The following is a 12115-nucleotide window of genomic DNA, read 5'->3' on the forward strand; positions in this document are numbered from 1 at the left end:
CTGCATCTAACATAACAAAACCAACTTAAAGTGTTTGAATCTGTAAATGTTTTAAATATTGTAATCGAGTTGGTAATTATGAATTTGGGGAAATTCGTGGGGCTTAAATTGTAATATTATTTTGTAATAAATATTTGGGTGAAATAAGCAGTTCCTTTTTCATTTTTTACTACGGAAATACCGCTATGTGTGAAATTTCCTTCAAGAGCCTCTCTATGACCTTCACTCTTAATCCAGGCAGCAACTACTTCTTTAGCGTCTCGGTATCCAAAAGCTACATTCTCACTTACACGGGCAGCTCCTTTAGATTTTAAATAATCTGAACGCTTAAAAAAGTTATCGTGACTAATGGTTCCTTTTGTAGCCATATACTTAGTATGCTCTACTGCTTTAACTTTTGAATCTGAATTGTTTTGAAGTGCTGATAAACCTAATGATGCGCGGTGCTCATTAACTTCAGATAAAATTTCTGCAGCAAAAGCCTCTTCAACGGTAAGATCTGCTGAGATTTCTAATGCAGCTTCTTCAACTGGCATTAATTCTTCATCCTGCGAGCAGCTTGTTAAAAATAAAGCGAAAGTAAGTGCCAAAAGGCTAGTAGTAAAAGTTCTCATGATTTGGGGTTTATGAGTTATGTTGTTACAAACATAGCATGAAGAATCTATTCCTACAACACGTTGTCGGTTATTTTGTGTATTTCATCGACTACAATATCATTTTTAACATAATTAATGTAAATTTTAACAGTATTTGACGGCTAATTGTGTCTTTTGTCGATGTTCAAAAAGTATGAAAAAGGTAAGAAAATTTAAAAAATATGCATTTCAGCGACATAACTGGTTAATTATTCGGTTAAAAGACACTTTATAGTAAGAAAGTAGGAAATAATCTCGTAGATTTTTCTAATCAACATCAGCAGGTGATTTATTGTGATGAATTCGATTTTATGTACTTTACAGGTTTAAACAAAATAATATGAGATCTCTTTTCAGCTTATTAGCAATCATTCTTCTAGCATCTTGCAATCATCAGGAGCAATCCAAAGAAAAACCAGAAGATAAAACTCCCGTACAACAAAAATTTGCTATTGTTATTCACGGCGGCGCAGGCACAATTCTAAAAGAGAATATGACAGACTCTCTAGAACTAGCCTACAAAGAAGCACTGACAGAGGCTATAAAAATTGGATACGAAATTCTTGAAAACGGCGGCACCAGCCTTGAAGCGGTGCAGCGCACCATCAATAGTATGGAAAACTCCCCACTATTTAATTCTGCAAAAGGAGCTGTTTTTAATCATGAAGGTATAAACGAACTAGACGCATCTATTATGGATGGTGAAACTTTAAATGCAGGAGCCATTGCAGGTGTCACTAATGTAAAAAACCCTATCAATCTTGCATATGAAGTTATGACCAACTCAGAACACGTCTTGTTAAGCGGTAAAGGAGCCGAGCTTTTTGCTAAAGAACACAACATAGAACTGGTTGATCCCTCCTATTTTTTTACGCAAAATAGATTTGACGCTCTTCAGCGAACCTTAGCAAAAGAAAAAATATCATCATCTAATAAGACTGCTTTTTACGATCCGTTTATTAAAGATGATAAATACGGCACCGTAGGCTGCGTGGCCCTAGACAAAAATGGAAATATAGCTGCCGGTACTTCTACAGGCGGTATGAATAATAAAAGATACAATCGTATTGGTGATTCGCCAATCATAGGTTCTGGTACATACGCTAATAATGCCACTTGCGGCGTATCTTCCACAGGATGGGGAGAATATTTTATAAGAGGTCAAGTGGCTTACGACATTAGCGCCCAAATCGAATATGCCGGCAAAGACTTAGAAAGCGCTGCAAAAAATGTCATACAAGATAAGCTTACAAATTTAGGCGGTACCGGAGGAATAGTAGCACTCGATAAATTTGGAAACCCTTCAATGGAATTTAATACAGAAGGAATGTACAGAGCCTATATGAATGATAAAGGCCAACTAACGCTGGGCATCTACAAAGAAAATGAATAAATAAGTCAGCAATTAGGCGGAATACTAATCGGATTTAAAGCGATAGTTGAGTAATACAGTTTGAGCTGAAGGATCCATTCATTATAATTACCCCTGATGTCAAAGCATTTATCTTTATTAAAGATTAGGTTTTAAAATGCACGTAAGACTTCTACCTAATTTTAGCTCATACCAAGGACAATGCCATATAAAAGAAAACCTCTGAAGAATATCACTTCAGAGGTTATCGACAAATTTAATAAAATCCCATATCAGGATAAAAGCGAAACAGCAGGTCCCCACCCACTGCATCTAACATAACAAAACCAACTTAAAGTGTTTGAATCTGTAAATGTTTTAAATATTGTAATCGAGTTGGTAATTATGAATTTGGGGAAATTCGTGGGGCTTAAATTGTAATATTATTTTGTAATAAATATTTGGGTGAAATAAGCAGTTCCTTTTTCATTTTTTACTACGGAAATACCGCTATGTGTGAAATTTCCTTCAAGAGCCTCTCTATGACCTTCACTCTTAATCCAGGCAGCAACTACTTCTTTAGCGTCTCGGTATCCAAAAGCTACATTCTCACTTACGCGGGCAGCTCCTTTAGATTTTAAATAATCTGAACGCTTAAAAAAGTTATCGTGACTAATGGTTCCCTTTGTAGCCATATATTTAGTATGCTCTACTGCTTTAACTTTTGAATCTGAATTGTTTTGAAGTGCTGATAAACCTAATGATGCGCGGTGCTCATTAACTTCAGATAAAATTTCTGCAGCAAAAGCTTCTTCAACGGTAAGATCTGCTGAGATTTCTAATGCAGCTTCTTCAACTGGCATTAATTCTTCATCCTGCGAGCAGCTTGTTAAAAATAAAGCGAAAGTAAGTGCCAAAAGGCTAGTAGTAAAAGTTCTCATGATTTGGGGTTTATGAGTTATGTTGTTACAAACATAGCATGAAGAATCTATTCCTACAACACATTGTCGGTTCTTTTGTGTATTTCATCGATCATGACGTTATTTTTAACATAATTGGCGCAAACTTTAACAGTATTTGACGTCTAATTGTGTCTTTTGTCGATATTCACTATACATATAAAAGGTATGAAAATTTAAAAAAATGCATTTCAACGACATAACTGGTTAATTATTCGGTTAAAAGACACTTTAAATAAAATAAGTAGGAATTAATTCTTGAAAAAAAGACTAGAAAAGTTTCAATAAGTACACACACCTTCCATTAAAAAAATTAATTCCTTAGTTGCCAGCACTGTAAATGAGAAAACTTTGAATATTTAATAACTACAACGTTGTCTTTCATTTAACAAAGTTTTAGGTTTGCTTAGTTCGGCAAATTACGAACTAACCATAATTTTGCTCCTCGAATTTATTATTATGAATCAGGAAGAATTAGAAGAAACTAAAAAGCTATTAATCGAACGCCTTGGCGTACATATCGAATGTAAAGATCAATTAGCTCCCTTAGCCGCTAGAATTCTTGCAACATTAGTCTTAACAGGCAAAAAAGGAGCAACTTTTGAAGATCTGGTAACTGGCTTACAAGCTAGTAAAAGCACAATCTCTACCCACTTAAATACATTACAAAGCAATAAGAACATTACATATTATACAGTTTGTGGTGATCGTAAAAAATATTTCATTACTAACCCAGACGGTTTTATCATCAATTTAGATAAGATGATCACCACCTGGGAGAAGGAAAAACAATTACACCTTCAGGTAATGGAGTATAAGCAAAAAATAAATGACGACTCTAATTCTGCTGAGGATAGAGTCTTTGACCTGGAATTTCATAAGGACTACATGAATTACTTAGACCAGGCTACCTCATCAATTAAGAATATCCGCCAAAAATTAGTCTCCAAAACAAACCTAGAATAAATCTGTAAGTATGAGAAATAGAGTTTTAATCAATTGTATCCCTGTATTATTGGGAATTTTACTTACCGCAACATCGTGTGGTGACAGTAAAACTGAACAACCTGCTCAACAGGCACAAAAAACACCAGCCTTACCGGTTGTTACCTTGCCCACTCAAACGGTTACAGGTTATACGTCTTACCCTACACGTATAGAGGGAATTGTAAATGCAGAGGTTTATGCGAAAATTTCGGGTTATATCACAAGCGTAGCTGTAGACGAAGGACAAAAAGTACGTAAGGGTCAAACATTATTTAGATTAGAGACTCAATCTTTAAATCAAGATGCTGCTGCCGCAAGGGCAAATGTAAATGCAGCTCAAGTCGAGGTAGATAAACTTAAGCCACTCGTTGAAAAAAATATCATTAGTAATGTGCAATTAGAAACAGCTAAAGCACAATTACAGCAAGCAAAAAGTGGTTATAATGGGATTGCAGCAAATATTGACTACGGAAATATAAAGAGTCCGGTTGATGGTTTTGTAGGTTCTATAAATTTAAGAACAGGTTCATTAGTAAGTCCGTCAAGTCAAGAACCTTTAACAACTGTATCTGATATAAGCAAGGTGTATGCTTATTTTTCAATGAATGAAAAAGAGTACTTAGACTTTATTCAAAAAGCAGAGGGTGCTTCCATAGAAGAAAAAATAAAAAATATGCCAGCCGTAAGTTTAATTCTTGCCAATGGTGCAACCTATGATTCTGAAGGTAAAATCGAAACAATCAACTCTCAAATTAATATGAATACGGGTACAGTTTCATTTAGGGCTGTTTTTGATAATCCTTCTCGCATACTAACAAATGGAAATAGCGGAAAAATACGTGTTCCTAAGACGTATACAGATGTTGTAGTAGTACCTAAAGAATCAACATTTGAACAGCAAGGCGATATTTATGTTTATAAACTAGACTCAAATAACGTTGCCACTTCTGCAAAAATTAGTGTTAGTGGAGATGTTGACAACTTATATGTGGTAGAAAGTGGTCTTACAAAGGGAGATCGTATTGTGGCAAAAGGAACCAGCACGTTGCGGGGTCAAACTACTATACAGCCACAGGAAACACCATTTGATAGTGTTGCCAAGCCCGTAAGTAAAGTATTTAGATAACCCTCAGATAATACATATATTATGTTACAAAAATTTATAGAACGTCCCGTTCTCTCTACAGTAATATCTATTATTATCGTGATATTAGGGGTTCTAGGACTTTCATCATTACCTATAACGCAGTACCCAGATATTGCGCCTCCTACGATTCAGGTAAGTGCCACGTATCCTGGGGCAAATGCTGAGACAATTCTCGAAAGTGTAATCATCCCTATCGAAGAACAAATAAATGGTGTTGAGGGAATGACTTATCTTACCTCAACAGCGACTAATAATGGTACTGCAGCTATAACCGTATTTTTTGATCAGGATGTAGATCCAGACATTGCAGCAGTAAACGTACAAAACAGGGTAGCTCAAGCAAACTCATTATTACCGCAAGCTGTAATACAAACAGGTGTTACCACACAAAAACAGCAAACAAGTGCATTAATGTTTATGTCATTCTTTAGTGAGAATGACGATTATGATGATATTTATCTTCAGAATTATTTGAAAATAAACGTTATACCAGAAATTCAGCGTGTAAACGGTGTAGGGAATGTTCAGGTTTTTGGATCTAAAGATTACGCAATGCGTATCTGGCTTAATCCTCAAAAATTGGCTGCCTATGATCTAATCCCTTCAGATGTAACGGCTGCACTAAATGAGCAAAGTTTAGAAGCTGCAGCAGGATCTTTAGGAGAAAATGATGGAGAGTCTTTTTCTTATGTTATAAAATATAGCGGTCGTTTTAAAACCGAAAATCAGTATAGTGATATTGTGATCAAAGCTCTGGGTAACGGCGAATTTCTAAGACTGAAGGATATTGCAGAAATAGAACTTGGTGCTCAATCCTATACCGGTGGTGCAGTAACAAACGGAAATCCTGCTGTGAATCTTGGTATTTTTCAAACTAAAGGTTCTAATGCACAAGAAATTATAGAATCTATACAAACAAAGCTGGAAATTTTAAAAGAAGATTTTCCGGAAGGAATGAATGTTGTAATACCTTATAACACAAACAGTTTCTTAAGCGCTTCTATAGAAAAAGTATTACACACATTAATCGAAGCTTTTGTTCTCGTATTTATAGTAGTATTTATTTTCTTACAGGATTTTAGATCTACTCTTATACCTGCAATAGCAGTACCTGTATCTATCGTAGGTACTTTCTTTTTCTTAAGTCTATTTGGCTACTCGATAAACCTGCTTACTTTATTTGCACTAGTCCTCGCAATTGGTATTGTGGTGGATGATGCCATTGTTGTAGTTGAAGCGGTACACGCAAAACTAGATGAAGGCGAGACAGATCCTAAGAAAGCAACTTCAGAGGCCATGCACGAGATTTCTGGAGCAATTATCTCAATTACCCTGGTAATGGCTGCCGTATTTATTCCGGTAACCTTTGTACAAGGACCTACGGGAGTATTTTATGAGCAATTTGGCATCACGCTAATTGTAGCAATTATAATTTCTGCTGTAAACGCATTAACTTTAAGTCCGGCATTATGTGCTCTTTTCTTAAAAGGTCATGAGGAGAAAGCTCCAGATGGAAAAAAGAAGAATATAGCAAAGCGTTTCTTTGATGCTTTTAATACCGGTTTTAAAGCAACAACTGCTCGTTATGGTCGATCTGTACATTTCTTATACCGAAACAAATGGGTTACAATACTCATATTCGTTTTAGCAATAGGTGGTATTTTCTGGTCATCATCAGTCGTAAAAACAGGGTTTGTTCCTGATGAAGATCGAGCGTTCTTATTTATAAATACAGAACTTCCTCCAGGATCATCTATAGACCGTACCCACGAGGTAAATGAGAAGCTTTATAGTATGATTAAAGGAATGGAAGGTGTAGAAAGCATGTCTTTTATAGAAGGTAGAAGTATTATTAATGGAGCCGGAAGCAACTATGGTTTAGGATTTATTAAACTTGATGACTGGGAAGAACGTGGATCAGACGAGCTTTCTATGGAAACAATCACTGGAAAACTCTTTGGTATTGCGGCTCAAATTCCAGAAGCTAACATAATTTTCTTTGCACCCCCTAGTATTCCCGGATTTGGAAATGCTGCCGGAGCAGAAGTAAATTTACTAGACCGTTCTGGTGGAAGTTTTGAAGATCTTGATGCAACAAATCAAGAGTTTATAGGAAAACTTACCCAACGACCAGAAATTCAATATGCTCAATCTTCATTTAACACAAAGTATCCGCAGTACGAACTAGATATAAATGTACCGGTAGCTAAAGAGCTTGGGGTTCCTATTAGTAGTATTTTCTCTACACTCCAAGGTTATATTGGGGGTGTATTCGCATCAGATTTCTCAAGATTTGGTAAGCAATATAGAGTATATATACAATCACTTCCTGAAGATCGCGCAGACTTAGCGGATTTAAATGAGTTATATGTAAGAACTGATAGTGGTGAAATGACACCTATTACACAGTTTATAAACTTAACTCGTGTTTATGGACCGCAATCTGTAACTCGTTTTAATTTATTTAACTCTACAAAAATTACAGCAGCATCTAGTCCGGGTTATAGTTCTGGAGATGTTATTGCAGCAGTAGAAGAAGTGGCAAAAACTTTACCGTCAAATTATACAACCGCTTATTCTGGTTTAACGCGTGAAGAAGTAAATGCAGGGAATCAAACAACAACTATATTTATTCTATCACTTGTCTTTGTGTATTTCTTACTAGCTGCACAGTATGAAAGTTATATCATTCCGCTTGCGGTAATTCTTTCGCTTCCTTTTGGAGTATTTGGAGCCTATATAACTACGCAGTTTACCGGCTTACAAAACAATATTTACTTTCAGATAGCACTTATAATGTTATTGGGGCTTCTAGCCAAAAATGCAATTCTTATCGTAGAGTTTGCCATACAAAGGCGGAAAGCTGGAGAAAGTATTGTTGATGCAGCGGTACACGGAGCAGAATCACGTTTACGACCTATACTTATGACTTCGTTTGCTTTTATAATGGGGCTTTTACCTCTAGTATTTGCCAGTGGTGTAGGTGCCGAAGGGAATCGATCTATAGGTACGGGAGCAGTAGGTGGTCTTTTAATAGGTACTATAATTGGTGTTTTTATAATCCCTGTTCTCTACATTCTGTTTCAATGGTTACAAGAAAAAATATCTGGAGCACCAACCCCTAAAATCGAAGAAACTCACTAATTATGAAAAAGCAACTTATATATAGATTCTTAATTCTGGGAGTAGTTCCTCTTTTTTTAGCCTCTTGCTTTGCAGCAAAAGATTATGAACGGCCAGAAGCTATAGTGAATGATCTTAACTACCGTACAGATAACTTGCCAGCAGACAGCTCAAATGTGTCTTTAATTTCGTGGCAAGATTTGTTTACAGATCCTTTGTTAAAAACTCATATTGAAGAAGGTCTGGCTCAAAATATTGATATACGTGTAGCGATGCAGCAAATTCTTGCTGCACAGGCTTATTTCAAACAAGGCAAACAGGGTTATTTTCCTACTTTAAGTGTATCGCCACAATATACACACCAGGAATTATCATCTAACAGTCAGTTTGGAAGTCAGTTTTCTACTTTAGACGTTTATCAACTTGCCGGAAACTTAACTTGGGAGGCAGATATATGGGGAAAAATACGCAGTAATGAACGTGCATTTGCAGCATCTTATCTACAAACCGTTGAGGCGCATAAAGCTGTAAAAACACAACTTATTGCCAATATAGCATCTGCATATTTTCAGCTTTTAGCACTTGATGAGCAGCTGGCAGTTACTGAAAGAACAATAGAAACCAGAAGCAGCAGTCTTGAAACCACACGTGCCCTTAAAGAAGCGGGTAACGTTACAGAAGTAGGTGTTAAGCAAACCGAAGCACAATTATATACTGCTCAAGCACTACGACTAGACATACTCAATCAGATACGGCTGCAAGAGAATAGCCTGTCTATTCTTTTAGGAAAAGAGCCCGGTCCTATAGCTCGCACAAAATTAAGCGAGCAGGAGATTAAAACTCCTCTTAAAACCGGAGTGCCTGCAGAATTACTAAGCAATCGTCCAGACATACGTGCTTCAGAATATAATTTGATGAATGCTTTTGAGCTTACAAATGTGGCGCGAAGTAGTTTTTATCCGTCCTTAACGCTTACAGCATCTGGTGGTTTTCAAAGTTTAAACTTTGACAAGCTTTTTGACTCTAGCTCATTGTTTGCAACAATTATAGGGGGTTTAACACAGCCTATTTTTAACGGAAGACAAATACGCACGCAGTATGAAGTTTCACAGGCAAATCAAGAAGAAGCAAAACTTAACTTTAGAAACGCATTACTTAATGCAACACGTGAGGTTTCTGATGCGCTTTATTCTTATGAGATTGCTACTGAAAAATTAGGCGTTAAAAAGAATGAATATGAAGCTTATGAACTTGCAACTTCCTATTCTGAAGAACTTTTAGATAACGGATTAGTTAACTATCTGGAAGTTTTAACCGCAAGACAAAATGCATTAAACTCAAGCCTAGATCTTGTAGACACTCGATTTAATCAACTACAAGCAATTGTAGATTTATATGAAGCGTTAGGTGGTGGCTGGGAATAATATTTGAAGTGTCTTTTACCCCTAAAAGAGAATTCAACCAGAACCGACATCCCATAAGGAATGTCGGTTTTTTTGTGCGTTATATTTTCAGAGATCTAATTTTCAAATAATCTAATTAAAATCTGAATGCGCTTTAATTGGGTTTTTACTCAATTGAGAATTATAATAGCGATTATCCCCGGTCACCTCTTCACCCAACCATAGGGGTTTTATAAAAGCTTCATCTTCAAAATTTAATTCAATTTCGGCTAGAATTAACCCTTTATTTTCTCCTTCAAAAACATCTACTTCATAGGTATGAATACCGGCCTTCACAAGGTACCTTCTTTTTATAATAGTACCGGGTTCACAAAGTTCAAATAGCGCTTCGGCCTCTTCTTTAGAAAGTTGTTTCTCCCACTCAAAACGCGTGGTTCCGCTGCTGTTAGAACGTCCTTTTATAGTCAAGTAACCTTCCTCATTTTTAATGCGAATACGTACTGCACGATCTGGGTTACTATTCAAATACCCTTGTTTTATTTCGCTATACGTAAATGCATCAATTTTAAAATCATCACTCTTTACTAGAAATTTACGTTCTATCTCCTGCATATTAGTTGGCTATTTTCTTTATTTCATCAGACTCAATCCGAATTTCACTATAGGTATTAAACGCCAGATATTGCATTGTGGCTACAATAGGTTCTGGCTTAATACTTTGGTATTTTTTTAAAGGTCCTATTAGTAATGGATTTAAAACTTTAAATGCCCCAATGGCTAGTTTTTCTAGAATACGTTGTTCTTCACGATATCCTGCTAGTAAAGAAGGCTGCAGAAAATAGGTTTCATTTACATTTTGTTTTAAAACATCACGTTCCATTTCACCTTTAGTTTTATTGTAAAAAACACTACTGCTAGGATTAGCTCCTAAAGCTGAGATTGCAATAAACTTCGGGATATTGTTATACGCACTTAATTTTGCAGCAGCCACAGGAATCCCATAATCAATTTTTTTATAGGTTTCTTTATCATCGGTTTTTGCTTGCGTGGTACCAATACAACAGAAAACCACATCTCCTTTAAACTGTTCTGCGTATTTTTCTAGATCAAATAGATCTACAATATGTTCTTCTAGCTTAGGATGTACAATTCCTGACTTTCTTCTATGGAAACTAATAAGTTTATCATATCTGGAATCCTCTAAAATATTTTTTGCCAGAGCGTTTCCTATTAAGCCTGTAATTCCTAAAAGTATTGCTGTTTTTCCCATATCTCAAAAATTAATTATAGCTATAAAGATCACATGATTTTAAAACATGAAAACTACTAAAACCTAAATAAAATACTGCCAAATAAAGCCTAAGCTATTTTTAAATAACCTTTAGTAGGTAACTTTGTAGCGCTATGGAAGACTTTCCTGTAAACCGAAAAATAATTCACGTAGATATGGATGCTTTCTATGCATCTGTAGAGCAATTAGACAACCCAGAATTACGTGGTAAGGCGGTTGCCGTAGGTGGCGGTTCAGAACGCGGTGTAGTTAGCGCTGCTAGCTATGAAGCACGCAAATTTGGTGTACGTAGTGCAATGGCTGGCGGTCTTGCGCGCAAATTATGTCCAGAACTTATTTTTGTGAAAACACGTTTTGAACGCTATCGTGAAATTAGCGCTCAAATACGTGAAGTCTTTTATGAATATACAGACCTTGTAGAACCCTTATCCCTTGATGAAGCATATCTCGATGTCACTCAAAATAAAAAAGGCAACCCCAGCGCAAGCTTAATAGCTAAAGAAATACGAGCTAAAATCAAAGATAAAACTGGCCTCAATGCCTCAGCGGGAATTTCTATAAATAAGTTTATTGCAAAAGTAGCTAGTGATATAAATAAACCCAATGGTCAAAAAACCATAGGTCCAGAAGAGGTGATTGCATTTTTAGAAGATCTTGATATACGTAAGTTTTATGGCGTAGGTAAAGTCACCGCAGAGAAAATGTATCAATTGGGAATTTTTACTGGTAAGGATTTAAAGACAAAATCAATCGAATTTTTAAATGAGAAGTTCGGAAAAAGTGGAGCCTACTACTATCACGTGGTGCGAGGTATTCATACCAGTCAGGTAAAACCAGACCGGATACGCAAATCCCTGGGCGCCGAACGTACGTTTAGCGAGAATATATCTTCAGAAATTTTTATGATAGAGCGCTTAGAAAATATCGCTGAAGAGATAGAGCGCAGAATGAAAAAATCTGATGTAGCGGGCAAAACAGTGACCTTAAAAATAAAATACAGTGACTTCACTTTAAAAACACGCAGCAAAACCTTACCCTATTACATTCGTTCTAAAGAAGTGATTTTAGAAACTGCCCGCGAATTACTCTTTCAGGAAAAGATGGAAAATAGTGTTAGATTGCTAGGCATAACACTCGCAAATTTGAATACTGAAGAGCGTGATCAAAAAGTTTCAGAAGACAAGGTTATTGCTGTTCAGTTAAAATTTGACTTTTAATA

Annotated in this window: 10 protein-coding genes; 6 read left to right on the forward strand and 4 right to left on the reverse strand. The window is 36.1% G+C overall.

The features are described 5' to 3' along the window. Positions 1 to 116: 116 nt before the first annotated feature. Complete coding sequence (locus DSM00_RS00005; protein WP_128755970.1) at positions 117 to 614, reverse strand: CAP domain-containing protein; 498 nt, start codon at positions 612 to 614, stop codon at positions 117 to 119. 361 nt (positions 615 to 975) lie between these two features. Here DSM00_RS00005 and DSM00_RS00010 point away from each other — a divergent pair, with 361 nt between their 5' ends. Further along, complete coding sequence (locus tag DSM00_RS00010; RefSeq protein WP_128755971.1) at positions 976 to 2028, forward strand: isoaspartyl peptidase/L-asparaginase family protein; 1053 nt, start codon at positions 976 to 978, stop codon at positions 2026 to 2028. 401 nt (positions 2029 to 2429) lie between these two features. On the opposite strand, the gene DSM00_RS00015 is transcribed toward DSM00_RS00010, so the two are convergent. Then, positions 2430 to 2927 carry a CAP domain-containing protein gene (locus tag DSM00_RS00015; protein ID WP_128755970.1) on the reverse strand — a complete coding sequence of 166 codons (498 nt, stop codon included), beginning with the start codon at positions 2925 to 2927 and terminating at the stop codon, positions 2430 to 2432. Positions 2928 to 3404: 477 nt separating this feature from the next. Between DSM00_RS00015 and DSM00_RS00020 the strand changes: the two genes are divergently transcribed. From DSM00_RS00020 to DSM00_RS00035, 4 genes are read left to right on the forward strand one after another with little or no spacing between them, the layout of a single operon-like run. After that, the gene (locus DSM00_RS00020; protein ID WP_128755972.1) at positions 3405 to 3911 is read left to right on the forward strand and encodes a GbsR/MarR family transcriptional regulator; all 507 of its coding nucleotides are present in this window, start codon (positions 3405 to 3407) and stop codon (positions 3909 to 3911) included. 10 nt (positions 3912 to 3921) lie between these two features. Further along, a complete protein-coding gene (locus DSM00_RS00025; RefSeq protein ID WP_128755973.1) occupies positions 3922 to 5058 on the forward strand; it encodes an efflux RND transporter periplasmic adaptor subunit in 1137 nt (378 codons plus the stop codon). A gap of 21 nt (positions 5059 to 5079) precedes the next feature. After that, positions 5080 to 8223: an efflux RND transporter permease subunit gene (locus DSM00_RS00030; protein ID WP_128755974.1), complete on the forward strand. Its 3144-nt coding sequence runs from the start codon at positions 5080 to 5082 to the stop codon at positions 8221 to 8223. Positions 8224 to 8225: 2 nt separating this feature from the next. Next, positions 8226 to 9626: an efflux transporter outer membrane subunit gene (locus DSM00_RS00035; protein ID WP_128755975.1), complete on the forward strand. Its 1401-nt coding sequence runs from the start codon at positions 8226 to 8228 to the stop codon at positions 9624 to 9626. A gap of 111 nt (positions 9627 to 9737) precedes the next feature. Here the strand turns inward: DSM00_RS00035 and DSM00_RS00040 are convergent, their stop codons facing one another. Beyond that, positions 9738 to 10217 (reverse strand): CYTH domain-containing protein, encoded by a 480-nt coding sequence (locus tag DSM00_RS00040; protein WP_128755976.1) that lies wholly within the window; start codon positions 10215 to 10217, stop codon positions 9738 to 9740. A gap of 1 nt (position 10218) precedes the next feature. Beyond that, positions 10219 to 10875: an NAD(P)H-binding protein gene (locus DSM00_RS00045; protein WP_128755977.1), complete on the reverse strand. Its 657-nt coding sequence runs from the start codon at positions 10873 to 10875 to the stop codon at positions 10219 to 10221. Between the two features lie 134 nt (positions 10876 to 11009). On the opposite strand from DSM00_RS00045, the gene dinB reads away from it, so the two are divergent. Then, entirely contained in the window at positions 11010 to 12113 is a 1104-nt protein-coding gene (gene dinB, locus DSM00_RS00050) for a DNA polymerase IV (protein WP_128755978.1), read from the forward strand. Positions 12114 to 12115 lie beyond the last annotated feature (2 nt).

The sequence above is a fragment of the Leeuwenhoekiella aequorea genome (assembly GCF_004104375.1).
Lineage (GTDB): Bacteria > Bacteroidota > Bacteroidia > Flavobacteriales > Flavobacteriaceae > Leeuwenhoekiella > Leeuwenhoekiella aequorea.

Bases quoted from the DNA above. Each gene is read 5' to 3' on its own strand.
- DSM00_RS00005 (WP_128755970.1), bottom strand. From the start codon at position 614: ATGAGAACTTTTACTACTAGCCTTTTGGCACTTACTTTCGCTTTATTT.
- DSM00_RS00010 (WP_128755971.1), top strand. From the start codon at position 976: ATGAGATCTCTTTTCAGCTTATTAGCAATCATTCTTCTAGCATCTTGC.
- DSM00_RS00015 (WP_128755970.1), bottom strand. From the start codon at position 2,927: ATGAGAACTTTTACTACTAGCCTTTTGGCACTTACTTTCGCTTTATTT.
- DSM00_RS00020 (WP_128755972.1), top strand. From the start codon at position 3,405: ATGAATCAGGAAGAATTAGAAGAAACTAAAAAGCTATTAATCGAACGC.
- DSM00_RS00025 (WP_128755973.1), top strand. From the start codon at position 3,922: ATGAGAAATAGAGTTTTAATCAATTGTATCCCTGTATTATTGGGAATT.
- DSM00_RS00030 (WP_128755974.1), top strand. From the start codon at position 5,080: ATGTTACAAAAATTTATAGAACGTCCCGTTCTCTCTACAGTAATATCT.
- DSM00_RS00035 (WP_128755975.1), top strand. From the start codon at position 8,226: ATGAAAAAGCAACTTATATATAGATTCTTAATTCTGGGAGTAGTTCCT.
- DSM00_RS00040 (WP_128755976.1), bottom strand. From the start codon at position 10,217: ATGCAGGAGATAGAACGTAAATTTCTAGTAAAGAGTGATGATTTTAAA.
- DSM00_RS00045 (WP_128755977.1), bottom strand. From the start codon at position 10,875: ATGGGAAAAACAGCAATACTTTTAGGAATTACAGGCTTAATAGGAAAC.
- dinB (WP_128755978.1), top strand. From the start codon at position 11,010: ATGGAAGACTTTCCTGTAAACCGAAAAATAATTCACGTAGATATGGAT.